Here is a 24567-nt window from a genome sequence, read left to right on the forward strand (position 1 = left end):
CCCTTCCTTACGCCTCGGCCATGGGGACGCGGACGCCGGTGCGCCCCGCCACCTCGCGGGCGTCGTCGTAGCCGGCGTCGACGTGCCGGATGACGCCCATGGCCGGGTCGTTCGTGAGCACCCGCTCGATCTTCTGCCCGGCGAGGGCGGTGCCGTCGGCCACGCAGACCTGCCCGGCGTGGATGGAGCGGCCGATGCCGACGCCGCCGCCGTGGTGGATCGACACCCAGGACGCCCCGCTGGCCGTGTTGACCAGCGCGTTGAGCAGCGGCCAGTCGGCGATCGCGTCGGAGCCGTCGGCCATCGCCTCGGTCTCCCGGTACGGGCTGGCCACACTGCCGCAGTCCAGGTGGTCCCGGCCGATGACCACGGGCGCGCTCAGCTCGCCGGACGCGACCATCTCGTTGAACCGCACCCCGGCTTTGTCCCGCTCGCCGTAGCCGAGCCAACAGATCCGGGCCGGCAGGCCCTGGAAGGCGACCCGCTCGCCGGCCAGCCGGATCCACCGGGCCAGGGACTCGTTCTCCGGGAACAGGTCGAGGATGGCCCGGTCGGTGGCCGCGATGTCCTTCGGGTCACCGGAGAGCGCCGCCCAACGGAACGGGCCCTTGCCCTCGCAGAACAGCGGCCGGATGTACGCCGGCACGAAGCCGGGGAAGTCGAACGCCCGCTCGTAGCCGCCGAGCTTCGCCTCGCCCCGGATGGAGTTGCCGTAGTCGAAGACCTCGGCGCCGGCGTCGAGGAAGCCGACCATCGCCTCGACGTGCTTGGCCATCGAGGCCCGCGCCCGGTCGGTGAACTCGGCCGGCTTCGTCGCCGCGTAGTCCCGGGCGTCGGCCAGCTCCACCCCCTCCGGCAGGTACGACAGCGGGTCGTGCGCGCTGGTCTGGTCGGTGACGATGTCGATGGCGACGCCCCGGCGCAGCAGCTCCGGGAAGACCGTGGCGGCGTTGCCGACCACCCCGACGCTGAGCGCCCGGCGGTCCCGCTTGGCGGCGAGCGCCCGCTCGACCGCGTCGTCCAGCGAGTCGGCGATCTCGTCCAGGTAGCGGTCGTGCGCCCGGCGCTCCAGCCGGGTGCGGTCCACGTCGACGATCAGGCAGGCGCCGCCGTTCATGGTGACCGCCAGCGGCTGCGCCCCGCCCATCCCGCCGCAGCCGGCGGTCAGCGTCAGCGTGCCGGCCAGGCTGCCGGCGAACCTCTTCTCGGCCACCGCCGCGAACGTCTCGTAGGTGCCCTGGAGGATGCCCTGGGTGCCGATGTAGATCCAGGAGCCGGCGGTCATCTGCCCGTACATCGTCAGGCCGAGCGCCTCCAGCCGGCGGAACTCCGGCCAGGTGGCCCAGTCGCCGACCAGGTTCGAGTTGGCCAGCAGCACCCGGGGCGCCCACTCGTGGGTGCGCATGACGCCGACCGGGCGGCCCGACTGCACCAGCATGGTCTCGTCGTCGCGCAGGTCGGTCAGCGTCCGGACCAGCGCGTGGAACGACGGCCAGTCCCGGGCCGCCTTGCCGGTGCCGCCGTAGACCACCAGGTCCTCGGGGCGCTCGGCCACCTCCGGGTCGAGGTTGTTCATCAGCATCCGCAGCGCGGCCTCCTGGGGCCACCCCTTCGCGGTGCGTGCGGTGCCGCGGGCGGCGCGGACGGGCTGGTCCATCTCGTACTCCTCTCAGCCGAGGAACAACTGGCGACGGGTGGCGGACGACTCGAACGCCTCGAGCCGGGCCTGGGTTTCGGCGGGGGTGGCGTCACAGATCGCCTGGAGCACCACCATGGCCAGGGTCATCGGGGCGGTGTGCAGGTCGAAGACCAGGTCGGTGCCGACGGCGGCGGGGAGCACCACGTCGGCGTGGTCGGTGGCCGGGCTCACCGGGGAGTCGGTGATGGCCACGACGGTCAGCCCGGCGTCCCGGGCCTCGCGCAGCGCGTCCAGGGTCTCCCGGGGGTAGCGGGGCAGCACGAAGGCGAGCAGCGCGCGCGCCCCGGCCGCGGCGGCCTGTTCGAGCCGGTCGGCCAGGAGGCTGCCCCCGTCGTCGACGACCCGCACGTCCGGGTGCACCTTCGCGGCGAAGTACGCGAAGTACGCCGCGAGGGGTGCGGCGGCGCGCAGGCCGAGCACCGGCAGCGGGCGGCTGGCCGCGAGGAGCCGGCCGACCTCGGCGATGCGCTGCGCGTCGGCGAGCTGACCGGCGAGCCGGTCGAGATTGCCCATCTCGGCGTGGACCGCCCGCTGGAGGGCGTTGCCGGCGCCGGCCGGGTCGGCGGCGCCGGTGGCGGTCAGCTCGCGCAGCCGGCGGCGCAGGGCGGGGTAGCCGTCGTGCCCGAGCGCCATGGCGAACCGGGTCACCGACGGCTGGCTGACCCCGGCCAGCTCGGCCACCTCCGCCGCCGACAGGTACGCCGCCGCGCCCGCCTGCTTGACCAGGCAGTGTGCGATGCGGCGCTGGGTCGGGGTGAGCCGGACGCCGTGGAAGAGGTCGAGCAGGCGGTCGGTGGGTGCCGCACCGCTTTCATTCACGGCCTGACTCTATGCATGAAAACTTTCAGTGCGCAACCTTCGGCCGGTGGTCACGCGGCGACCGGAGGACGAGGGCGCGGGCGGTCGCTCTGTACTATCCGCACGGCGGGTGAGCAGAGGAGAAGTGGCATGCAGCCGGTTGGTCCGTACAGGTTCACCGAGTCGCTCGGCGTCTGCCCGGTGGGCACGGCGTGGTGGGCCATCGACGGGCAGGACCGGCTGGTGACCGTGGCGGTGCTCGACGGCGCCGCCGCTACGGATCAGCCCTGGCGGGAGGCGTTCACGAACGCCGCGAACGCGATGGCACTCGCCGGGCAGCGCTACGTCAACGCCGATTTCGCCGCCGCCAAGCCGTGGGTGGCGTACCCGTCCGAGGAGGGGGTGGGCGCCCAGCGCCTCTTCCAGAGCCTCGGCATGGAGCTGCACCCGGCGGAGGCCGAGGCGGAGGTCCTCATTCCCGCCACCGGCACCGTCACCAACCCGCCACAGCCGGTCTCCGGGGCGCCCGTCTCCGGCACGCCGACGCCGACCTCCGGCGCGCCGCTGCCCTGGGCCATGCACGCCGCCGTGACCCCGCATCAGCAGGCGCCGGTGGAAGCCGCCCCGATCTCGCCGGCGCAGCCCGTGTCGCCCGCCGACACGTCCCCGGTGGACGCGTTCGCCGACCCGGTGCGCCGCATCCAGCCCTCGCCGCCGGCCCCGCGCCGCCGCGGGCTCTCCGCGGCCGTCATCGCCGGGCTGGTGGTCCTCATCGCCGCCGTCGGCACCGGCGCGCTGCTCTGGGCCACCTCCGGCGACGAGGAGCCCTCCGCCCTGCCCGGCGGGGCGACCAGCTTCGCCACCGCGGCGCCGGCGTCGTCGGCCGCGGCTCCGGGGCTCCGGCCGTGGACGCAGGCCGCGCCGTACAGCGCCGAGGAGCGCGCCCTGGCGATCGCCGCGCCGTCCCTGGTCTTCGTCGAGGCCAGCTTCACCGGCATGCTGCGGGACACGAAGACCGGCGCCCCGATCAGCCCCACCCCGGTCACCTTCAAGCGGCGCTGTTCCGGCTTCGTGGTGAACGCCGACGGGGTCGTGCTCACCAACGGGCAGTGCGTGCGGCCGACCGACGACGCCGCGCGCGAGCGCGCCCTCAACACCCTGGCTCGGATCCTCGTCGACCAGAAGCGGCTCACCGCCGGCGGCCTGGAGGGGTACGTCCGGTCGAAGCTGACGACCACCCGGTTCACCGGCACCGACCCGGCCGCGCCGTTCACCAGCCAGGTGTCCGGGCAGTTGAACGTGGCGCGGGGTGACCTGGCGACCAGCCCGGCGATCCCGGGGGAGGTCGTCCGGGTGCTCGAACCGGACGCCGGCAACCTCGCCGTCGTCAAGCTGTCCCAGGCCAAGCTGCCCGCCGTCGAGCTGGCGCCGGCGGACGCCGTCGGCCCGGGCAGCGTGCTGCTCCTGCTGGGCTACGGGACCACCGACAGTGCCTTCCGGGGCGCGCGCTTCACGGTGGAGTCCAAGGTGGTGCAGGTGACGGGGACGGGCGACCAGGGCAGCATCGCCGTCCAGCGGGTAAACGACGACATCGGGATCTACTCGCACGGCGGCGTCGCGGTGGACACCGCCGGCCGGGTCGTCGGCGTGGTGGACAGCGACCGGGCGGCCGACGGCGGTGCGAACCGCGCCCTGGTGCCGGTTTCCGCCGCCACGACCCTGCTCGGCGAGGCGGGCGTGACCAACACCCTCGCCGACACCGACAGGCTCTACCGCTCCGGGCTCGACGCCTGGTTCACCGGGCGTAGCAGCACCGCCGAGTCACACCTCGCCGCGGTGGCGGAGGCCGCGCCGACCAACCTGCTCGCGCAGGCGTACCGGCAGAGCGCCGCCGACCGGGAGAAGTTGGCGGCCGACGAACCGAACCCGTCCGCGCTGCCGGCCGTCATCTTCGCCGCGCTCGGCGGCGCGCTGGTGGTCGGGCTGCTCGCCCTGTTGCTGCGCCGACGTCAGCGGTGACGCCGGTCAGCGGGTCGAATGGTCCCGGCCCCAGCCGTCGCGCGGGTGACGACGGGCCCGCGACGCCGCGACCAGGGTCAGCGTGACGTAGATCGCCGCCGCCGGAATCAGCCACGGTCGCGGCAGGACCACGTCGCGCAGCCAGGACGAGCGCGCCGAGGGCCGCACCCCCTCGTGGCTGGCGCGCAGCATGGTGTTGCCGGCCCGCACCCGCGCCAGGGTGCGGACCAGGTCCGGCGTCCTGCGTGGCGCCTGCACGTACGAGGTCGCGCCGGCCACCTCGCACTTCTCGGCCGAGGAGAACAGCGAGTCGAGGAACATGTCGTCGGCGATCTCCGCCGGGAAGCCCTCGAACCGGGCCCGGCCGGCCGCGGACAGGCCCACCGTGCCCCGGCCGAAGAGCGCGTCGGCGAAGATGGGCAGCCGCGTGCTGATCGCGTAGTAGCCGCGGACCGGCAGGGACCGGCCGTCGGTCACCATGGCCCGTCGCGGGGTCACCGCGAGCGGCGGTGACCCGTCGGCGGTCAGCACGTCCGCCATCCGCCGCAGCGCCCCGGGGCTGAGCACCACGTCGGCGTCCAGATAGAAGCGGGGGAAGCCGCGCGCCACGGCGTCGCCCGCGTTCAGCGCCCGGGCCTTCCCGGCCTCCGCCAGCTCCACGACGCGGACGCCGGAACGGGCGGCGGCGACCTCGGCGGTGGCGTCGGTGCACCGGTTGGCGACCACGACGATGTCCAGCTCACCCGGCTCGGCGTCAGCGAGCAGGGCATCCAGGCAACCACCGAGCACCGTCGCCTCGTTGTGCGCGGCGATCACCACACTGATCGTTGTCGGCTCGGCCGGTTCGGGCACCTGTCCACACTTCCGCGAGGGGGTGGCGGCCGGGCTCCTGCATGGCGCGGGCCGGCCGTGATCGGCTGCCAGCTTGCCGGACCGGTCACGTCGGCCGCAAGGCGGGTCGCGTATCGGGCAGCGGCACCGTGAAGGGGATGTGTCCGATGAACCGGACCGGTCCGAAGTGCTGCTCAGGACCCCACTCGGAGGCCACAGGTGCGGCGTGGACCACGTCGTTCGGGACACCGCCGGCTCCCGCCCCGCTGATATCGTCCTCCTGTTTCGAGCCTGATTCCGACCGGCCCTATAGGACGGTGGTCAGGTATCCATTGCCGCCGCCAATCGGGACCGACCGCACCGGCGGTCGTTGTGGTGGCGACAGACCTTGGGAGACGCACGCCCTGATGGAGACCCTGACCCACCCGGCCCGGGATCCCGCACCGGGCGGCGCGTCGTCGGATGCACCGGCGACCCGGATCGAGCGCCTCGCCCGCCACGCGGTCACCGGGGCACTGGCGCTGGTCGCGGTCAAGCCGCTGCTCGACGTCGGTGAGTCCAAGGCGGGCGACTCGATCGACGTCGGTGTCGTCGTCACGGTGCTGGGCGCGCTGCTGATGCTGGGCGCGCTCGCCGCGGTGGTGTACGCCCGCCGCCGGCTACCCGCCCGCTCTCTGCTGTTCATGCTGGTGGCGCTCGTCGCGATGCTCGTCATGTCCGGCATCGACTACCTGGCCGTGCCGGCCCGTGCCGATCTCCTCGACCTCTTCGACATCCGCCGCTACTCGATCTACGGTCCGCACCTGGAACCGACCTCGGCCATACCGGCCGAGGCGCTCCGGCTGGTCGTCGGCTTCGCCCCGCTGGCCCTGCTCGGCCTCGTGCTGCTGCGGCCGGGCTGGTTCCCCTCGCGACGGCTCGCGCTGGTCGCCGGGGTGGTCGTGGCGGCGGCGGTCGTGCACTGCGTACTGGCCTGGCTCCAGGTCGCCGGCGTGCTGCCGTACTCGTTCTACTTCGAGCTGCCCGGGCAGAAGATCGGGCGGGCCTCCGGCGGCTACTACCACCCCATGTCGCTCGGCCGGCTGCTCATGTTCGCCGTGTTCCTCATCTACGTGCTCGGCGACCGCCTCCGGCTCCGCGCGGCCGTGCGGTACGCCCTCATCGCGCTCTTCGTCGCCACCGGAGTCGTCTCCCTGCACCGCTTCACCATCGTCTGCCTGGCCGTCATCGTCGTCGCGTTCGAGGCGCGGCGGCTGCGCGGCTGGCGGACCGGCGTCGCGCGCCGTCGGCTCCCGCTGGCCGTCGGCGCGACGCTGGCCGTGGTCGCCGCGGTGGCCGGCGCCCTGTCCAGCGCCGCGGTGCGCAACAAGGCCCACGTCACCCTCACCGAGGTCGGGTCGCTCGACGTCCGCTCCGACACGTTCATGCACGGCCGGGGCGCGATCTGGAACGACGTGGCCGAGATCCTGCACCGGTCCCCGCTGGACGTGTGGCTGTTCGGTTTCGGATACGAGCCGTGGGACATGCACAACGACTGGCTGCGGGTGCTGGTCATCTGGGGCGTGCTCGGGGTGGGCCTGACCCTCGCCGTCCTGGTGGGGCTCTACCGCCTGGTCCGGACCCGCATCGGTCCCACCGGGCGGCTGCCCCTGGCCGTGCTCTTCGCCACGCTCGTCCTCTTCGGACTGACGCAGAAGCCGCTGGCCTACCCGTACTTCCTGTGGCTCTTCGTCTTCGGCCTGGTGCTGCTGCTCAGCATCGACCGGGAGACGGCCGAGGCGGCGGCGGAGGAGGACAGCGGCGCGGCGGCGCCCACGGTGGCGGAGGAAGGCGGGGACGCGCCGTGAGCCCCTGGCCCCCGGCGCCCCTTCGGAACCACGGTGCGCAATCGACCGGCGAGACCCTGGGCGTCACCCGCCCCGGCCACCAGCCCCAGCCGGCCGAGAGACCGCGCGTGGTGCCCACCTTCTCGGTCTGCATCGTCGTGCGCGACCGGGCCGTGCTGCTGGTCAATGCCATCCGCAGCGTGCTCGCGAACGACTTCCCCGACTTCGAGGTGGTCGTCGTCGACGACGGCTCGCAGGTGCCGGTCACCCGGGTGCTGCACGAGGCGATGCTCTCCGCGGACGGCCGGGTCCGGGTGTTCACCCAGCCGCCCAGCGGCATCGCGCAGGCGCGCAACGTCGCCCTGCGGATGTCGACCGGCCGCTACGTCACCGTGCTCGACTCCGACGACGAACTGTCGACGGACGCGCTCGGCCGGCTGCACCACCTGCTGACCACGACCGGGGCGCACTGGATCTACACCGACTACCGCGAGGTCAGCAGGGACCGGGCCCGGATCATCCAGCTACCGGACTACCAGACGCCCGGCCGGATGCTGCTCGGCGTCCTGACCCGGCCCCGGCTGCCGTTCAAGCACTCCGGCACCACCATCGACCGTCGGGTGCTCGACCGCATCGGCGGCTACGACGAGAGCTTCCGCCTCTTCGAAGACATCGAGCTGGTGCTGCGCGCGCTGCGGGCCGGCGTTCACCCGCGCCGGCTGGCCCACCCCGTCGTGCTGTTCCGGCGGCACGACGGCAACGTGACGCGGGGCCGGATGGGCGGCCTGGTGTTCTGGTTCCGCCTGGTCGACATGTACCGGCCATGCCGGGTCCCGGGGGCCGGCCTGGGCATCAAGGCGCTGCGTGCCCTGAGCGAAGCGGGGAAGTGGCTTGTCACCCTCGGCCGTTGAGCTGCCAGCCGGCCCTCCCGTCCCGTCCCGACGCGGCAACCGCCTCGTCGCGATGCTGGTGCACCTCGGGATGCTGGGGCTCAGCCAGGTCGGGGTGACCGTCGCCGCCTTCGCCACCCAGATCCTGCTGGCCCGCAGCCTGCCGCAGGCCCACTTCGGCACGTTCACCACCGTGCTGGCGTTGGTGTCGCTCACCGCTCCGCTGGCCGTGTTCGGCGTCTCCGAGCTGTGGTTGCAGCGATTCGGCCAGGAGGGCGCCGGGGCGTACCGCTGGGTCGGGCCCTCGGTGCGGGTGGTCGCCGGCTGCTGCGCGCTGATCGCCGCGGCGGTGCTCCTGTGGGGTGTCGCGGCGCTGCCCGATGCCGAGGCGGCCACCGTCCGGGCGCTGCTGGCCGCCGTGGTGGTCGCCCAGGCCGCGCTGGGACTGGTCGCCTCGGTGCAGCAGCTACGGGGCGACTACCGGGGGTTGTCCGCCCTCCAGTTCGTGCCGCACCTGGGTCGGGTCCTGGTGGTGCTCGCCGTGTGGGCGGCCGGCCTGGGCGTGGTCGCCGCGGCGACCGGGTACGCCGTCGTCGCCCTGCTGACCGTGATGGCCTGCCTGGTGGTGATGCGTCCGTTCGTCCGGGGCGTCATGCCACTGGAGGGCCATCCCCGGGCCGAGGCCCCGCCTCCGCCGGATCGGCCGGTGGCGGGGCGCGCCGTGCTCGGCGCGGCGCTGCCCTTCGTGCTGGGCAACGTCTTCTACCTGCTGGGCATGTACCTCGGCACCGTGGTGGCCGGCGAATTCCTCAGCCCGGAGGCGGCCGCCCTGCTGTCCGTGCCGATGTCCGTGCTGGCCGCCGTCTATCTGGTGCCCCGGGTCGTCTACCAGCAGTACTTCCTCGCCAAGCTGCACCGCTGGGCCAGCTCCGACCGGGACGCGATCCTGCTGGCCTACCGCTACGGCGGCGCCGGGATGCTGCTGCTCGGAGCGGTCGTCGCGGCACCGGTGGCGCTGGCCGCCGGCCCTCTGCTGCCGGTGCTGCTCGGCGCCGAGTACGCCGACTCGGCAGCCGTGCTCGCCGTACTGGCACTGGCCATTCCGTTCCGCTTCGGTGGCGCCGCCGTGGCGTCGCTGCTCACCAGCGGTGGCCTCCTCCGGCGCAAGGTCGCCTACCAGGGCGTCGGCGCCGCGGTCTACCTGGTCGCGCTGGCCGTGGCGACGCCGGTGTGGGGCATCATGGGGGCGGCGACGGCGACAGTCGTCGCCGAGATCGCGCTCTGCTGTCTCTTCTGGGTCGCGGTGCGCCGGCGGGTGGTCGGCGACGCCCCGCTGCCCTCGTGGCGGGACGTCCGGCGCCGGCTGACAGCGGAGGGTCCCCGTGCATCCTGAGTCAGCGCCCGCAGCCCGACGCCCCCTCGTCGTCGGCTACTACGGCATGGACAACGTCGGTGACAACGCCTTCTGCGTCGTCGTGGACTGGGCCCTCCGGGCGTACTGGGGCTCGGCGGCGCCGATCTTCGCGGCGCCGCCGCTGGTGGACCTGCCCGGCGACCGCACCGGAATGGATCCCCGCTGGTACGTCCGCGGCGGTGTGACCGGCCGCGCCGGCACCCTGCTCAACAAGGCCGCCCTGCTGCGGCGCTCCTCGATGCTGGTGTTCGGTGGCGGGTCGGTGTTCCGGGAAATGGGCCCGCTCAGCGAGAAGAAACTCTTCTCCTACTTCTCCCGCGTGTCCGGGCACCCGATGGCCGCGCTCGGCGTCTCGGTCGGGCCGTTCCTGTCGCCGGTCGCCGAGCGGCGGCTGCTCGACGTGCTGCGCCGGGTCGAGTTCATCGGGGTACGCGACCTCGCCTCCGCCGAGATCCTCCGGAACGCTGGGCATCCGGGCCTGCTGGTGTCCGCCGGCGACCTGGCCGGCCTGCTGCCCGAGGCGCTCGGCGAACCCGTCCCGCTTCGGGCGCCCCGGCCCACCGGGAGGCGGGCACGGCTGGGCGTGACCCTGCTCGGTGTGGACTACGAGGCCGGGGACGACGAGTCCCGGCGACGTGAGGACGCGCTCATCGACGGGGTCCGGGCCCTGGTCCTCAAGGAGCCGGTCGACGTGACGGTGTTCGTCTTCAACACCCATCCCGTGCACGGTGACGCGGGGGTCAGCCGGCGGCTGCGCGCGGCCGTCGAGGGTGTCTGCGACGTCCGCGTCGTCACCGCCCGGGACGGCGTACGCGCCTGCTGGGACGAGATGAAGCGGTGCGACCTGGGCCTGCACATGCGGCTGCACGGCGCCGTCTTCGCCTACCTGGCCGGGGTCCCGTTCACCCTGGTGCCGTACCAGAAGAAGTGTGACGACTTCCTGGACGAGATCGCGCAGCCGGCGTCGCTGCGCCTCGGCCGGGTCCCGCGCGACCCGGCGGAGGTGACCCGGATACTTGCCGCCATGCTCACCGAAACCGCGGTGCCCGGCCTGTCCCGGTCGGACTTCGCCCACCGTGCCCGGCTGAACTTCACCCGGGCGCCGTGGGCGCTCGGCGCCACCGCCGAGCCGTCTCCGCGGTGACCGCGGACTCCCGCCGCTCGTCCAGGTCCACCCTGCTGCTCGCGGTGACCCTGGCGCTCGGCGCCGTCCTGCTCGCCACGCTGGTGGTGGTCACCGCGAGCGGCCATGGGCGGTCCACCGGCCCGTCCGTCGCCGGCTCGGCGACGCCCTCCCCGCCGGCTCCCACCCCGGAGCGCGACAGGCTGCGCGACCTGATGCCGCCCGGAGTGCGGATCGGCACGGCCATCGACGGGCGTGCGCTGAGCCTCGACTCCACCTACCGGGACGTGCTGGCTACCGAGTTCGACACGGTGACCGCCGAGAACGCGATGAAATGGCGCAACCTGGAGCCCTCGGAAGGGGTCTACGCCTGGGTCGGCGCCGACCAGCTCATCGACTTCGCGCAGCGCAGCCGGCAGTCGGTCTACGGCCACACCCTGGTCTGGCACAACGACGTGCCGCAGTGGGTGTCACCGGACTGGTCCCCGGAGCGGCTCCGCGCCGTGCTGCGCGCGCACGTCACCGCTGTCGTCTCCCACTACCGGGACCGGGTGTGGGCCTGGGACGTGGTCAACGAGGCGCTCGACGAGGACGGCACGCTGCGGGACACGCTGTGGCTGCGCAAGCTCGGCCCCGGCTACATCGCCGATGCGTTCCGCTGGGCCCACGCCGCCGACCCGAGCGCCCGGCTGTTCATCAACGACTACGGGACGGAGGAGCGGAGCCGCAAGTCCGACGCCCTGCTGAAGCTGGTGCGGGACCTGCGCGCCCAGGGGGTGCCGGTGGACGGGGTGGGCTTCCAGGCCCACCTGGAGTCGGCCCGGCGGCCCGCCGGCCTCGCCGCAAACCTGCGCCGCTTCGCCGCCCTGGGCGTCTCCGTCGCCATCACCGAACTCGACGTCCGGGTGAAGCTGCCGGCCGGCCCGGCGCAGCTGCGCCAGCAGGCGGCCGTCTACCGGGACGTGCTGGCCGCCTGCCTGTCCGTGCCGGCCTGCGTGTCACTGACCGTCTGGGGCTTCACCGACGCCCGGAGCTGGATCCCCGGGTACCACCGCGGCTACGGCGCCGCGTGCCTGCTGGACGCCCAGTACCGGCCGAAGCCGGCACACACCGCCATGATCGAGCTGCTCGGCACGAGGCGGCCACGAGGTCCGGGCGCCTGACCGTCCGCCGGGTCACCGCTGGGCGCCGCCCACGATCTCCTTGACCGCGTCGCGGCGCACCGCGTCGTAGAAGGTGCGCACCTTCGCCGGGTCCGGGAACACCACGCTCTCCGTGCCGACGCGACCGGTGCCTCTCGTCGGGCTGGTGAAGAAGAACAGGTTGCCGCCCCGCAGGTTCCGCAGGTCGGCTGCCATGTCGAGCAGCGACATCCCCTTGTCCACCGACACCGCGGCCGACGACGCCTTGACGAAGTCGTTCAGCTTGCCGGGATTGGTGAGGATGCCGCCGGAGGCGGCCCGGTCGAGGATCGCCCGGATCACCTGCTGCTGGTGCCGGATCCGGGCGAAGTCACCGTCCGGGAACTGCTTACGTTGCCGGGACCAGTCCAGGGCCGTCTCACCGTCCATGTGCTGCACGCCCTTGGCGAACTTCCGGAACGGCGGGTGGATCGAGGTGAACTCCCGCTCCGAGTCGATGTCGATGCCGCCGATCGCGTCGATGATGTCCTTGAACCCGGCGAAGTCGATGATGGCCACGTGGTCGATCCGGACCCCGGTGAACTGCTCGACGGTCTGCACCATCAGCGGCACCCCACCCCAGGCGTACGCTGCGTTGATCTTCGCGTCGCGGTCGCCGTGCCGGCCGTCCTTCGATCGCGGGACGTGCACCCAGGTGTCCCGCGGGATGGAGATCAGCTCGGCGCTTTTCCGGTCCTTCGGCAGGTGGGCCACGATGATGGTGTCCGACCGCGAACCGGTGGTGTTCTCCGGGTCCCGCGAATCGCTGCCGAGGACCATGATGTTCATGGCCCCTTTGGCGGCGACGGGCGGACGGGCCTCCTGCGGCACGCCCTGGAAGGCGTCGACCCGCTCGATGCGGGAATCGACCGAGCGCAGGTAGAAGTACCCGCCGCCGACACCACCGGCACCGAGCAGCACCACCACCAGCAGCACGATCAGGGCGATACGCCGGCGGCGTCGCGGACGTGGGGCCGCGTCCGTCGGCTCCTCGCCGGTCGGGTCCACCTCGGACGGTGCCGTCGGCGCGTCTGGATCCGGGTCGACGGTCCGCTGGGGATCTGGCATGCGCGCGATGCTACTGACTCACGCTCCGTCACGCCGACCCTCGTCCGACCGGCCAGCCTCACCCATCCGTTCGGCGCTTTCCTCCTCAACCGTTGCCGCGAACCTGGTACAACGTCGGGGGTGGATGCAACGAAGCTCCGCCGGGCCATCGCCCGGACCCGGCTCGCGCCGGTCGCCGCCTTCCCGAAGCGCCTGGCCCGGGTCGCCCGGCACGACGCCCGGGTGCTGCGCACCTCCGCCCGGTGGCTGCTCACCTCACGGGAGCACCACAACTACACGTACGAGCTGACCAAGCTCAGCCGGCACCACCTGGCCTGGTTCGTCAGCGTGGCCTGCGACGTCCCGGTCGGGCAGGTGCGCGGCTGGTTCGCCGAGATCGAGGGCGACGACAAGCTGCGCACCCACATCGAGGCGGCCACGGCCGCCGCCTCCCGTCGTGGCCTGGCCGACCGCCAGGTCCGCTATGCCCGCCGCATCGGCTGGTACGCCATCGTCCGCGCCCGCAAGCCCGCCCACGTCGTGGAGACCGGAGTGGACAAGGGCCTCGGCAGCTGCGTCCTGGCCGCCGCCCTGCTCCGCAACGCCGCCGAGGGCCACCCCGGCCGGCTCACCTCGCTCGACATCAACCCCGAGGCCGGCTACCTGGCCAAGGCCACCCCCTGGGCCGACGTGGTCGACCTCGTCATCGGCGACTCGGTCGCCTCGATCCGCGCGCTGGAGCGACCCGTCGACCTCTTCCTGCACGACAGCGACCACAGCCGGGTGCACGAGCGCAGCGAGTTCGAGGCGGTCGAACCGAAGCTCGCCCCCGGCGCCATGCTCCTCACCGACAACGTCACCGCCACCAACGTCCTCGCCGAGCACGCCGAACGCACCGGCCGGCGGTTCCTCGCCTACCGGGAGACCCCCGCCGGGCACTGGTATCCGGGCGACGGCATCGGCGTCGCCTGGTGACGCTCCCGCCCCGTCTTAGCTTTCGCTTAGCCCGCTTGTCCGGCGCCCCACCGGTCCGGCAGCATCGAGCGGCGTGACCGACGGCAGCTCTCCCGGCCGCCCCGCGGACCAGCACCCACCCACCCGTGGCGGCCGCCGCCGTGCCCCGGGCGGCCCCCGCCGCTGGCTCGCCGCCGGCGGCCTCGCCGCGCTCGCCGCCGCGGTCGCCGTGACCCTCGCGGTACGCGGCGGCGCCGCCCCCGCCTGCGCCGCCCCACCGCCGCGCGCCCTGCCCGCCGCACCACCCCTCGGGGGCACCATCCACAGCGGAAAGGCGACCTTCTACGACTCGAAGGGCGCCGGCGGCAACTGCTCCCGGCCCGCGGCACCCGCCAACCGGCTCTACGTCGCCCTCGGCCCCGGCGAGTACGCGGCCGGCGCCTCCTGCGGCGGCCACCTCGACGTCACCGGCCCCAAGGGCACCGTCCGCGTCCTCGTCATGGACCAGTGCCCGGAGTGCGAACCCGGCCACCTCGACCTCTCCGCCGAGGCGTTCGCCCGGATCGCCGACCCGGTGCAGGGCGTCGTCAAGGTCAGCTACCGCGCCGTGGTCGACCCGCCCCTGCCCGGCCCGCTCACCTTCCGCATCAAGGAGGGCGCCTCGCAGTGGTGGTTCGCCGTCCTGGTCGGCGACCACGGCAACCCGCTGCGCGCCGTCGAGGTGCGGCAGGGCGACTCCTGGCGCGCCGCCACCCGCCAGGACTACAACTACTGGCTGATCCCCTCCGGCGCCGGCCCCGGGCCGTACCGCATCCGCGTCACCGACGTGTACGGCCACCGCGCCACCGCCACCGGCATCCGGATGCTTCCCGGCCAGGTCCAGCGCAGCACCGTCCGCATGTACGGCGTTGCGCCCCGGTCCTCGACGCCCAGCCGCTCGCCCTCGGCCCGGCCGAGCACCCGTCCCAGCGCCTCGGTCACCCCGTCGCTCAGGGCGCCGACCAGCCCTCCCGCCGTGCTGGACGCGGCCGCCGCCCCACCGGGCACCCCGGACCCGGACGCCGCCTGCGGCTGACCGGGCCCCGCACCGCCGCGTCGCCCCGGCTCGGCGGCGATTGTCTCCGTGGCCGCCTGTCGAGCTGATGTCGTGAGCGACTCACGGCGGCTGAGTCGTTGCCGACGTCAGCTCGACAGCGGCCGCCCGGCCCTGACGCGGCTCGTGCGCCTCACCGACGACCAGGCCGGCGCCCAAGGTGGAGTCAGGTCCGGGTCGACGAGGAAGCTGACGCGCGGCTCGGCTCGCGCGCCGAACACACGACGAGGCGCGCCGCCGAGGCGGGGGTCAGACCGGGTCGGCGCCCAGGTCGAGCCACATGAAGACCTCATCCCGGTCGTCGCCCGGGGCGAGCCGCAGCGCGCCGGGCAGCCGCCCGACCTCCCGGTACCCGAGACGCTCGTAGAACCCGCCCAGGCCCAGCCCGTCGCGGACGGTCACGTGCAGCGCCGCCAGGCCCAGCTCCCGACCGATCCGCTCGGCCTCGCGCATCAGCGCCGCGCCATAGCCGCGCCCCTGCGTGTCGGGGTGCACCATGACCCGCTTCAACACCCGCCAGTGCGTCTTCAGGTGGAACCGGTTGTCCGCGATGATCAGGACGCCGACGAGGCGATCCCCCTCGTAGCCGACCAGCAGCCGGTCCGGCCCGTCGGCGATCGCGGCGAAGGTCGCCGTGGCCATGGGCCGCACGTCGGCGTCGGTCACCGGGGCGACGAAGCCGACGGCCCCACCGGCGTTGGTCACGTCCACCCACAGCGCGACAATCTGCTCGCGCAGCTCGGGGGTGAGGTCGGGGTCGAGGACGAAGCGCAGGTTCACGCCGCCATCCTCCGCGAGCCGATGCGGCACCGACCCGGGTTCGTGATCCTTACGACACTCACCGGTGCCGCGGCACCGGTGAGCGGATGGTAGGGCCGGCGGGACTCGAACCCGCACTGGTGCGGACCTAAACCGCATGCCTCCTGCCAAATTGGGCTACGACCCCTTCACGGTGTACACCACCGTCCTCCACGGCAATTCTGCCCGACGCCGTAAGCGCCTGCCGATCGGGAAGGCGGTCGGTGTCACAGCCTCCGGATCGTAGACCACATCGGGAGCCACCACAGCCGGCCTACGGTTGCCGGCGTACGTGGCGGTCTGGCTGTGGCAGTTCGGGCAGAGCAGCCGGAGGTTGCACGGACGGTTGTCGAGGAAGTGGCCGTTGATGTGGTCGACGTGCAGGGTCAGCGGCGCACCCTCCCAGGTCGCGCCGATCGCGCAGGCCGCCTCGCACTCCTCGGGCAGGCCGATCGCCTGGAGCGCCCGCTTGAGCCGGTGCCCGGGAACTCTGCGGCTGCCCTCCGGCCGCTTCGCCAGCAACGCCGTCACCGGTAGGCGGATGCCTCGCCCGCCCTTGTTGTGTGCGGCCCCGGTGAAGTGTGAGGTGTCGATGTCGAAGCGCTTGAGCTGCCGGCTGATGTGCGCGTGCGATCCGCCGCTCACCCGGACGCCGATCAGCCGCATGACCTCGGTGACGCTGCGCGCCTGCGCCGCCGCTGCCGCCAGCCGCTCGGGCGGGTACTTGTAGCGAGGCATGTGCCGACGGTAGCGGCGGCCCCCGACAGGCTCAGTCGAGGCCGAGGTCGCGGCGCAGCTTGGCGACGTGCCCGGTGGCCTTGACGTTGTAGAGCGCCCGCTCGATTTTCCCGTCCTCGTCGACGACGAAGGTCGAGCGGATCACACCGGTGACGGTGCGGCCGTACATCTGCTTCTCGCCGAACGCGCCGTACGCGGTCAGCACCGACTTGTCGGTGTCGCCGACCAGCGGGAAGGTGATGGCGTCGCGGTCGCGGAACTTGGCCAGCTTCTCGGGCTTGTCGGGGGAGATGCCGACCACCTCGTAGCCGGCGGCCTGGAGCGAGGCGAGCGAGTCGCGGAAGTCGCAGGCCTGCTTGGTGCAGCCGGGCGTCATGGCGGCCGGGTACGCGTACAGGATGACCTTGCGGCCGCGCAGGTCGGCCAGGGACAGGGTCCCGCCGGTGTCGGTGGGGAGGGTGAACTCGGGGGCGGGGTCGCCGGGGTTCAGGCGGTCGGTCATGGCGGAGACGATACCGCCGTCGTCGGGTCCGGGGCGGGTGGCGACGCGCCGCCCGCGTGATGATCACCATGGCTTGTTGCAAGGGATTGGCAACAGCAGCCCCGCACAAATAAGCTCAGCGGGTGGAAACCCTGGCGATGCACATCTCGAACGGGATCATCGACGGTCCCGTCGCCGCGGTGTTCGCGGCCCTCGCGCTGGCCGTGCTCACCTTCTGCGTGCTGCGTGGGCGCCGTGACCTCGACGACCGGCTGGCACCGATGGCCGGCCTGGTGGCCGCGTTCATCTTCGCCGTGCAGATGCTCAACTTCCCGATCTTCACGGCCGGGGTCAGCGGTCACCTGCTCGGTGGAGCGCTCGCCGCGCTGCTGGTCGGCCCGTGGGTCGGGGCGCTCTGCGTCGCCGTGGTGCTGGTCGTGCAGGCGCTGGTGTTCGGCGACGGCGGGGTGGCCATGCTCGGTCTCAACATCACCAACATGGCGCTCCTCGGCACCGCCGCCGCCTACCTGCTGATCGCGCTGCTGCTGCGGGTGCTGCCGCGCACCCCGACCGGGCTGGGCATCACCGCCTTCGTGTCCGCGCTGGTCAGCGTCGTGGTGGCGTCCCAGGGGTTCGTGCTCGAGTACTGGCTGGGCGGCACCACCGACCTGGGCGGCAACCTGGCCGGGCTGTCCGGCACGATGGCCGGCGTCCACCTGTTCATCGGCATCGGCGAGGGCCTGATCACCGCGACCACCGTGGTCACCGTCGCGAAGGTGCGCCCCGACCTGGTGTACGCCCTGCGCGCCCTCAAGCCGGCCGTGCCGGCTCCCGCCGTCCCGGTTGCCGGAGGTGCCCGATGAGCAAGCGTTCCTGGCCGTTCGTCCTCGGCGGCCTGCTGGTCGCCCTGCTGCTGGCCGGCGTGGTCAGCAACTACGCCTCGGCGCACCCGGACGGGCTCGACTCGTCGCTGCTCAAGGGCTGCACGGTCAACGCCGACGACGAGATCACCGGCGGCAGCTGCCCGGCGCAGCAGGCGAAGGACCACGAGTTGGCGGACAGCCCGCTGGCCGACTACGGCGTGCGCGGGGTGAGCAACGGCTTCCTCTCCACCGGCCTGTCCGGGGTGCTGGGCGTGCTGCTCACCTTCGCCCTCGGCGGCGGCCTGTTCTGGCTGGCCCGCCGCCGAGGCCCGGCGACCAGTCCGGCGACCGGCCCGGCGACCGACGCGGTGACCGGTCCCGCCAGCGACCCGAGCGCCGACGAGCGCTCGGCGCGCACCCGCTGAGTCCCGGATGGGTGCCGGTCACGCTCACGTGCTCTACCGCGAGGCGTCCTCGCCGGTGCACCGCCTCCCGCCCGAGGTGAAGATCGCCGCGATGGTGGTGTTCACCGTGGCGGTGGTCGCCACGCCCCGGGCCGCGTACTGGGCCTTCGGCGGTTACGCCCTGCTGGTCGTCGCCGTGGCGGCGCTGGCCCGGGTGGGGCCGCGCTGGCTGCTCGGCCGGGCGCTGATCGAGCTGCCGTTCGTGCTGTTCGCGTTCGCGTTGCCGTTCTTCGGCACGGGGGAGCGGGTGGACGTGGCCGGGCTGAGCCTGTCCGTGGACGGGTTGCACGGCGCGTGGAACATCCTGGCCAAGGGCACGCTGGGCGTACTCGCGTCGCTCCTGCTGGCGGCGACCACGACGACGCGGGACCTGATCGTCGGCCTGGACCGGCTGCGGTGCCCGCAGATCCTCACCCAGATCGCCACGTTCATGCTGCGCTACCTGGACGTGCTGGTGGGTGAGGCCCGGCGGATGCGGGTGGCCCGGATGTCCCGGGGCGACGACCCGCGCTTCCTCTGGCAGCTCCGCGGTTTCGCCGCCGGGGTCGGCGCGCTGTTCCTGCGGGCGTTCGAGCGGGGCGAGCGGGTCTACCTGGCCATGGTCTCCCGCGGCTACACGGGTCGGATGCCGGCGGTGTGGCAGGGCGCGGGCGCGGCCACCGCCGGCCAGTGGGCGGCGGCCGCGACGGTGCCGGCGATCGCGGCCACCATCGCCGCCGTCGCACTCGTCCTGACATGATCGGGTACGTGCAGCAGCCGCCCTCCCTGGACGTCCGTGGCGTCCGGTACGCGTACCCGGATGGTCATGTCGCCCTGCACGGCGTGGACCTGACCGTGCCGCGCGGTGAGCGGGTGGCGCTGCTCGGGCCGAACGGCGCCGGCAAGACGACCCTGGTGCTGCACCTCAACGGCATCCTCACGCCGACCGGGGGCACGGTCAGCGTGGGCGGCCTGACGGTGAGCCGGGACCGGGACACCCTCGCCGAGATCCGCCGCCGGGTGGGCATCGTGTTCCAGGACCCCGACGACCAGCTCTTCCTGCCCACCGTGGCCGAGGACGTCGCGTTCGGGCCGGCCAACCTGGGGCTGCGCGGGGCGGAGCTGACCGCCCGGGTGGACGAGGCGCTCGCGGCGGTGGGGATGGCCGAGCACCGGGACCGCGCGCCGCACCACCTGTCGTTCGGGCAGCGCCGCCGGGTGGCGGTGGCCACCGTGCTGGCCATGCGCCCGGAGATCCTGGTGCTGGACGAGCCGTCGTCCAACCTTGACCCGGCCGCCCGCCGGGAGCTGGCGGAGATCCTGCGCGGCCTCCCGGTGACCCTGCTCATGGTCACCCACGACCTGCCGTACGCGGCGGAGCTGTGCGACCGGTCGGTGATCCTGGACGCCGGCCGGGTCGTCGCCGACGCGCCGACCCTGGAGCTGCTCTCCGACGAGCGCCTGCTCGCCGAGCACCGCCTGGAGCTGCCCTACGGTTTCGTGCCCCGCCCGTCCTGAGTCAGCGGGCGACGGGCGTCGCGGCGGTGGCGCGGGCGGCCCGGGAGGCGGTGCGCAGGCGCAGGAGGCCGGCGGCGATCGCGCCGAGGCCGGTGGCGAGGGCCACGGTGACCAGCACCCGGGCGAGGGTGGGCGGGCCGGCGACCGGGGCCACCGAGCGGGACAGGACGGCCAGGTTCGAGACGCCCGCGAAGAGGGTGAGGCAGGCGCCCGCCAGGGCCAGCGCGAAGTCGGCTGCCGGGCGGCGGGCCAGCGCGTAGCCGCCGGCGGCGAGCGCGCCGAGCCCGGTGAGCAGCGTCCACGTCTGCCCGGTGAGCAGGTCGAGCAGCACCCCGCCGGCCCCGGGGGCGCCGGCGTCCACGGCCTTGCCGGCGGTGAGCGCCACGGTCGCCGCCCCGCCCAGCGCGAGCAGGGCGCCCGCCCCGCGCAGCGCGCGGACGCCGGTGGCGGTGCCGGCCGGGACGAGGCCGGCCGCGCCGATCACCAGGAAGCCGAGGGTGGCGGCCACCCACCAGGGGTACGCGTCCGGCGGCGGCACCCAGTCCAGGGTGCCGCGCACCTCGATGGTGCCGGTGCCGGCGCGCAGCGGCACCACCCAGTCGCGGACCCGCTGCTCCCGGTCGGGTGCGGCGGCCACCTGGGCGGGCGGGTCCGACTCCAGCCAGAGCGTCCGCTGGTCGTGCCAGCGGGCCGTCGGTCCGTCGGCGATCCGCCGCCAGTCCGGCGCGGCGGCCGGGTCGGCCTCCGGCGGGAGCTGGCTGTCCCCGGCGAGGGTGCGGTTGAGGTAGGTGGCGGGGGAGCGGGTGTTCTCGTAGACGCCGCCGGGCCCGATCCGCAGGTACGGCTCGCCGGAGTAGCCGAGCACCTCGACGTCGGCGGCGGTGCGGTTGGTCAGTTCGAGGCGGGCGCCGGCCTCGACCATCCGGGCGGTGAGCCCGGGCCGGGCCGGAGCGGTCCCGGTGACCTCGGCCCGGTAGTCGGTGCCGTCGGGGGCGTCCGCGCCGTGCGCGGCGGCCGGGGTGGCGGGGGCGAGGACGGCGGCGAGCGCGGCGGTGACGACCAGCGCGGCCCGCCGCAGCGGTGCGGGGATCACTTGCCGGCCGCCTCCACGGCCGCCCTGAGCCCGTCCGGGCTGCGGTCCTCGAGGTCCTTACCGTTGATCCGGATGGTCGGGGTGCCGGTCACGCCGGCCTTGCTGGCGTCGTCGGTGACGTGCTCGGTCCACGACTTGTACTTCCCGTCCTTCACGCAGGAGCCGAAGTCGTCCCGGTTGAGCCCGACGCCCGCGCCGATGTCGATCAGCTCGTCGTCGCTCAGCCCGGCGCTGCCCTCGGCCGGCTGCCGGGCGAAGAGCTGGTCGGTGAACTCCTTGAACTTGCCGCCCTGCGCGGCGCAGCCGGAGGCGGCCGAGGAGCGGGTGGAGTATTCCGTGGTGGAGAAGCGGTTGAGGAAGGCCACCGGGTGGAAGTTCACCCGGATCTTGTCCTCGTTGATCAACTGGTTGATCGTCGCGCCGCTCGTGTCCTGGAACCGCTTGCACGCCGGGCAGAGGTAGTCCTCGTAGAGGTCGACGGTGACCGCGCCCTGGCCGAGGACGATGGCGGTGCCGGGCGGGTTGGCGTCGGGCGGGGTGGTGAAGGTGTCCGACTTCTGGCTGGAGAAGACCGTCCAGCCGATCAACCCGGCGATCACCAGCACCGCCACGGCGGCGACGGAGGTCCAGATCGTGCGGGTGCGCCGCTTCTCCCGGGCGATCTGGGCGCGGACCACCTGGGCGGCGTTCTTCCGCCCCTTGCGACTACTCATCGTCGACCTCCACGGTGTCGCCCGCCAGCCAGCCGTCCACCGAGAACGGGGTGCGGGGCCAGGTCAGCAGGAACCCGGCCAGGACCAGGAATCCCAGATCCCGGAGGATCTCCGGGAGGTAGCTCGGCGCCTGGCCGGCGGCGAGCTGCCCGCCGCTGCCGAAGCACCCGCAGTCGATGGCCAGGCCACGGGACCAGGCCGAGGTGATGCCGGCGATGAAGACGACCAGCAGCGCCGCGGAGACGCCGGCGGCGAGCCGGGTGGCCAGCCCCAGGAGCAGGAGCACGCCGAGTGCCAGCTCGACGAAGGGCAGCGCGGCGCCGATCACGGTGGCCAGGTCGTACGGCATCACCTGGTAGGCGTTGACCGCCCGGCCGGAGGCGGCCAGGTCGTCGACCTTGGCGGCGCCGGCGACCAACCAGACGGCGGCCAGGCCGAGGCGGGCCGCGACGCCGAGCCAGGGCCGGGCGGCGGGCCAGCGGCCGGCCCGGGTGGGGTGTGCGGTCACGGTCATTGGTCGCTTCGGACCCGAGGAAAGTTCCACGATCAGCCCGTCAACGCGTCGCCGGCGGCCTCGACCAGCTCGTCGCGGGCCCGGGCGACGCGGGAGCGGATGGTGCCCACCGGCACCCCCTCTACGGCGGCGGCCTCGGCGTACGACAGGCCGAGCAGTTGGGTGAGCACGAACGCGGAGCGCCGTTCGGCGGGGAGTCGGCGGACCAGGTCGGTGGCGCCGAGCTGCCCGGCCGGGTCGGGGTAGGGCCGGTCGGTTGCCGCGTGCGCGGCGAGCCGCGCGTCCAGCCGCCGGCGGCGGACCACGGTGCGGAGGTGGTCGGCGCAGGCCCGGCGGGCGATGCCGAGCAGCCAGGTGCGCGCGGTGGACCGCCCCTCGAAGGCGGGCAGCGCCCGGAACGCGCGCAGATACGTCTCCTGGGTCAGGTCGTCCGCGCTGTCCGGGTCGACCAGGGCGGCGGCGAAGCGCCATACCTCGGCCTGGGTGGCCCGGACGAAGGCGGCCTGGGCCACCGGGTCACCCGCCCGGGCGGTCAGCGCCCAGTTGGTCGCGGCGTCCCGGGCAGCCTCGCCCGCCGGCGGCGCGGGGCGGCCGGCGGGGGTGTCGCGCGGGGCGGGGATCACGACTGACGAGGTTACGCGGCGTACCTGTGCCGGACAGGGTCCTTCGGCCCATTACGTGGTCCCGCCCACGCCGGGAACTTTTCCCGCCCGCCCGCCGACTACCTCCACGTGACATGCGACGACGCCCGTACCGGGGGGCCGCCCTCGGCGACGACGCCGGTGCGCGGATGAGGTCGGGTCGCCGGGTGCCGCACGGTTCGGGAAGCATGCTGGTCATGACTGCTGCCGTACGCCGCCGCCCCGTGGCCGTCGCCGACCGTCCCTGGGCAGCCCGGCTGGGGACCGCCGCCGGACTGCTGGTCACCCTCGTCGCCCTGCTGCTGGCCCCGGCCACCCCGGCCAGCGCCCACGCGGTGCTGGTGAGCACCAGCCCCGCCGCCTCGGCCGTGGTGCCCAGCGCGCCCGCCGAAGTGGTGATCACCTTCAGCGAGGGGGTCCGCAAGGTCCCCGACAAGGTCCGGGTGATCGCGCCCGACGGTTCCCGGGCCGACCGGGGCGAGCCCACCTTCAAGGGCGCGGTGGTCACCATCCCGGTGGACACGTCCGGCGCGCGCGGCACCTACCTGGTCAGCTACCGGGTGATCTCGGCCGACAGCCACCCGGTCTCCGGCGCGTTCACCTACTCGGTCGGCGCGCCGTCGACGCCGCCGACGGACACCGGCGCGGACACCCGGGCGAACCCGGTGGTGGGCAACGCGGTCAAGGTGGCCAAGTATCTCGGCTACGTCGGGCTGCTGCTGCTGGTCGGCCCGGCGCTCGTGCTGGCCGCGCTCTGGCCCCGGCGGCTGTCCCGGCGCGGCCCGGCCCGGCTGGCGTGGTCGGGGCTGGGCCTGCTGGCCGTGGCCACGGTCGCGGAGCTGTGGCTCCAGGTCCCCTACACCAACGGCGGCGGCCTGTTCGACGTCACCGGCTCCGCCCTCGGCGACGTGCTGGGCAGCACCTACGGCGCCACGCACCTGGTCCGGCTCGGTCTGCTGGCCGCGGCGGCGTTCCTGCTCCGCCCACTGTTCGCCGGGCCGGTCGGCCGCACCGACGGGCTCATCCTGGCCATCCTCGGCGGGGCGGCGCTGTTCACCTGGCCCCTCGCGGGCCACCCGGCCGCGTCGCCCGCGCCCGCCGTGTCGGTGGTGGTGGACGCCGTGCACCTCGGCGGCATGGCCGTCTGGCTGGGCGGCCTGGTGATGCTCGCGGTCTTCCTGCTGCGCCGGGCCGACGAGCGGGAGCTGGACGCGATCCTGCCGATCTGGTCCCGCTGGGCGGCGCTGGCGGTGGCGGCGCTGCTGCTCGCCGGGACCGTGCAGGGGCTGATCGAGGTGGCCACCCCGAAGGCGCTGGTCGACACCACGTACGGGCGGCTGCTGCTCGCCAAGATCGTGCTGTTCGCGCTGGTGATCGGGGTGGCCGCGTACTCCCGGGCGCTGGTCCGGCGGCGCGCCGCAGCGGGCCGTCCGGGGTCGGTGCGGCGGGCGGTGGTGGCCGAGCTGGTGGTCACCGCCGTGGTGCTCGGCCTCTCGGCGACGCTGGTGCAGACCACCCCGGCCCGGACGGCCTCCGCCACCGTGGCCGGCGCCCCGGACAACTTCTTCTCCACCACGCTGAGCAGCCCCCTCTACTCGCTGCAGGTCGAGCTGGACCCGGCCGAGACCGGCAGCAACTCGCTGCACCTCTACGCGTACACCAAGGACAACCGGCCTCAGCCGGTGCAGGAGTGGAAGGCCACCGCCGCGCTGCCCTCGGCCGGCATCGAGCCGATCACGATCCCGCTGCTGCCGCTGACCGACAACCACGCCTTCGGCGAGATCAACCTCCCGGCGGCGGGGCAGTGGCAGCTCCGCTTCACCGTCCGCACGTCCGACATCGACCAGGCCACGGTGACCGCCACCGTGCCCGTCACGTAAACGGAAGGCT

24 protein-coding genes and 1 tRNA gene are annotated in these 24567 nt (G+C 73.9%); 13 read left to right on the forward strand and 12 right to left on the reverse strand.

The window, feature by feature from the left end:
- Positions 1–7: 7 nt before the first annotated feature.
- Together hutU and ABZS80_RS02765 are read right to left on the reverse strand one after the other, a co-directional pair.
- Positions 8–1657 (reverse strand): urocanate hydratase, encoded by a 1650-nt coding sequence (hutU, locus tag ABZS80_RS02760; RefSeq protein ID WP_355054129.1) that lies wholly within the window; start codon positions 1655–1657, stop codon positions 8–10.
- Positions 1658–1669: 12 nt separating this feature from the next.
- Positions 1670–2518, reverse strand: coding sequence for a MurR/RpiR family transcriptional regulator (locus ABZS80_RS02765; RefSeq protein ID WP_355054130.1), 849 nt, complete (start codon positions 2516–2518; stop codon positions 1670–1672).
- A gap of 129 nt (positions 2519–2647) precedes the next feature.
- On the opposite strand from ABZS80_RS02765, the gene ABZS80_RS02770 reads away from it, so the two are divergent.
- Positions 2648–4516, forward strand: coding sequence for a trypsin-like peptidase domain-containing protein (locus tag ABZS80_RS02770; RefSeq protein ID WP_355054131.1), 1869 nt, complete (start codon positions 2648–2650; stop codon positions 4514–4516).
- 6 nt (positions 4517–4522) lie between these two features.
- Here the strand turns inward: ABZS80_RS02770 and ABZS80_RS02775 are convergent, their stop codons facing one another.
- Positions 4523–5368, reverse strand: coding sequence for a glycosyltransferase family 2 protein (locus ABZS80_RS02775; protein WP_355054132.1), 846 nt, complete (start codon positions 5366–5368; stop codon positions 4523–4525).
- A gap of 386 nt (positions 5369–5754) precedes the next feature.
- Here ABZS80_RS02775 and ABZS80_RS02780 point away from each other — a divergent pair, with 386 nt between their 5' ends.
- From ABZS80_RS02780 to ABZS80_RS02800, 5 genes are all read left to right on the forward strand, one after another.
- Complete coding sequence (locus ABZS80_RS02780) at positions 5755–7194, forward strand: hypothetical protein (protein WP_355054133.1); 1440 nt, start codon at positions 5755–5757, stop codon at positions 7192–7194.
- Positions 7195–7301: 107 nt separating this feature from the next.
- Positions 7302–8084 carry a glycosyltransferase gene (locus tag ABZS80_RS02785; protein ID WP_355054134.1) on the forward strand — a complete coding sequence of 261 codons (783 nt, stop codon included), beginning with the start codon at positions 7302–7304 and terminating at the stop codon, positions 8082–8084.
- Between the two features lie 52 nt (positions 8085–8136).
- Positions 8137–9456, forward strand: a complete 1320-nt coding sequence (locus ABZS80_RS02790) for a polysaccharide biosynthesis C-terminal domain-containing protein (RefSeq protein WP_355054135.1) — start codon at positions 8137–8139, stop codon at positions 9454–9456.
- Positions 9446–10621, forward strand: coding sequence for a polysaccharide pyruvyl transferase family protein (locus ABZS80_RS02795; RefSeq protein WP_355054136.1), 1176 nt, complete (start codon positions 9446–9448; stop codon positions 10619–10621). The genes ABZS80_RS02790 and ABZS80_RS02795 overlap by 11 nt, the downstream gene beginning before the upstream one ends.
- On the forward strand, positions 10618–11763 hold the full coding sequence (locus tag ABZS80_RS02800) for an endo-1,4-beta-xylanase (protein ID WP_355054137.1): 1146 nt from the start codon (positions 10618–10620) through the stop codon (positions 11761–11763). Before ABZS80_RS02795 ends, ABZS80_RS02800 begins: the two co-directional genes overlap by 4 nt.
- A 12-nt stretch (positions 11764–11775) precedes the next feature.
- Here the strand turns inward: ABZS80_RS02800 and ABZS80_RS02805 are convergent, their stop codons facing one another.
- Positions 11776–12849: an LCP family protein gene (locus ABZS80_RS02805; protein ID WP_355054138.1), complete on the reverse strand. Its 1074-nt coding sequence runs from the start codon at positions 12847–12849 to the stop codon at positions 11776–11778.
- A gap of 120 nt (positions 12850–12969) precedes the next feature.
- Here ABZS80_RS02805 and ABZS80_RS02810 point away from each other — a divergent pair, with 120 nt between their 5' ends.
- Positions 12970–13803 carry a class I SAM-dependent methyltransferase gene (locus tag ABZS80_RS02810; protein ID WP_355054139.1) on the forward strand — a complete coding sequence of 278 codons (834 nt, stop codon included), beginning with the start codon at positions 12970–12972 and terminating at the stop codon, positions 13801–13803.
- Between the two features lie 73 nt (positions 13804–13876).
- Positions 13877–14857, forward strand: a complete 981-nt coding sequence (locus ABZS80_RS02815; protein WP_355054140.1) for an expansin EXLX1 family cellulose-binding protein — start codon at positions 13877–13879, stop codon at positions 14855–14857.
- Positions 14858–15124: 267 nt separating this feature from the next.
- On the opposite strand, the gene ABZS80_RS02820 is transcribed toward ABZS80_RS02815, so the two are convergent.
- From ABZS80_RS02820 to bcp, 4 genes are all read right to left on the reverse strand, one after another.
- A complete protein-coding gene (locus ABZS80_RS02820) occupies positions 15125–15655 on the reverse strand; it encodes a GNAT family N-acetyltransferase (RefSeq protein WP_355054141.1) in 531 nt (176 codons plus the stop codon).
- Positions 15656–15742: 87 nt separating this feature from the next.
- Positions 15743–15821, reverse strand: a tRNA-Leu gene (locus ABZS80_RS02825).
- Positions 15812–16411, reverse strand: coding sequence for an HNH endonuclease signature motif containing protein (locus ABZS80_RS02830; protein WP_355054142.1), 600 nt, complete (start codon positions 16409–16411; stop codon positions 15812–15814). The genes ABZS80_RS02825 and ABZS80_RS02830 overlap by 10 nt, the downstream gene beginning before the upstream one ends.
- A 31-nt stretch (positions 16412–16442) precedes the next feature.
- Positions 16443–16913, reverse strand: a complete 471-nt coding sequence (gene bcp / locus ABZS80_RS02835) for a thioredoxin-dependent thiol peroxidase (RefSeq protein ID WP_355054143.1) — start codon at positions 16911–16913, stop codon at positions 16443–16445.
- 122 nt (positions 16914–17035) lie between these two features.
- Between bcp and ABZS80_RS02840 the strand changes: the two genes are divergently transcribed.
- The 4 genes from ABZS80_RS02840 to ABZS80_RS02855 are packed head-to-tail and all read left to right on the forward strand — an operon-like array spanning position 17036 to position 19716.
- Positions 17036–17755: an energy-coupling factor ABC transporter permease gene (locus ABZS80_RS02840; RefSeq protein WP_355054144.1), complete on the forward strand. Its 720-nt coding sequence runs from the start codon at positions 17036–17038 to the stop codon at positions 17753–17755.
- On the forward strand, positions 17752–18180 hold the full coding sequence (locus tag ABZS80_RS02845) for a PDGLE domain-containing protein (RefSeq protein WP_355054145.1): 429 nt from the start codon (positions 17752–17754) through the stop codon (positions 18178–18180). The genes ABZS80_RS02840 and ABZS80_RS02845 overlap by 4 nt, the downstream gene beginning before the upstream one ends.
- 7 nt (positions 18181–18187) lie before the next feature.
- Positions 18188–18958, forward strand: a complete 771-nt coding sequence (cbiQ, locus tag ABZS80_RS02850; RefSeq protein WP_355054146.1) for a cobalt ECF transporter T component CbiQ — start codon at positions 18188–18190, stop codon at positions 18956–18958.
- A complete protein-coding gene (locus ABZS80_RS02855; protein WP_151463640.1) occupies positions 18955–19716 on the forward strand; it encodes an ABC transporter ATP-binding protein in 762 nt (253 codons plus the stop codon). The genes cbiQ and ABZS80_RS02855 overlap by 4 nt, the downstream gene beginning before the upstream one ends.
- Position 19717: 1 nt before the next feature.
- Here ABZS80_RS02855 and ABZS80_RS02860 read toward each other — a convergent pair whose 3' ends face one another.
- From ABZS80_RS02860 to ABZS80_RS02875, 4 genes are read right to left on the reverse strand one after another with little or no spacing between them, the layout of a single operon-like run.
- Positions 19718–20806 (reverse strand): hypothetical protein, encoded by a 1089-nt coding sequence (locus tag ABZS80_RS02860; protein WP_355054197.1) that lies wholly within the window; start codon positions 20804–20806, stop codon positions 19718–19720.
- Entirely contained in the window at positions 20806–21522 is a 717-nt protein-coding gene (locus ABZS80_RS02865; protein ID WP_151463641.1) for a thioredoxin domain-containing protein, read from the reverse strand. The genes ABZS80_RS02860 and ABZS80_RS02865 overlap by 1 nt, the downstream gene beginning before the upstream one ends.
- Positions 21515–22036 (reverse strand): MauE/DoxX family redox-associated membrane protein, encoded by a 522-nt coding sequence (locus ABZS80_RS02870; RefSeq protein ID WP_355054147.1) that lies wholly within the window; start codon positions 22034–22036, stop codon positions 21515–21517. The genes ABZS80_RS02865 and ABZS80_RS02870 overlap by 8 nt, the downstream gene beginning before the upstream one ends.
- Positions 22037–22068: 32 nt before the next feature.
- On the reverse strand, positions 22069–22659 hold the full coding sequence (locus ABZS80_RS02875) for a sigma-70 family RNA polymerase sigma factor (RefSeq protein ID WP_355054148.1): 591 nt from the start codon (positions 22657–22659) through the stop codon (positions 22069–22071).
- A gap of 215 nt (positions 22660–22874) precedes the next feature.
- Here ABZS80_RS02875 and ABZS80_RS02880 point away from each other — a divergent pair, with 215 nt between their 5' ends.
- On the forward strand, positions 22875–24557 hold the full coding sequence (locus tag ABZS80_RS02880) for a copper resistance protein CopC (RefSeq protein ID WP_355054149.1): 1683 nt from the start codon (positions 22875–22877) through the stop codon (positions 24555–24557).
- The last annotated feature ends 10 nt before the right edge of the window (positions 24558–24567 follow it).

It is taken from the genome of Micromonospora sp. NPDC005305, assembly GCF_040607315.1.
In the GTDB taxonomy this organism is placed as follows: Bacteria; Actinomycetota; Actinomycetes; order Mycobacteriales; family Micromonosporaceae; genus Micromonospora.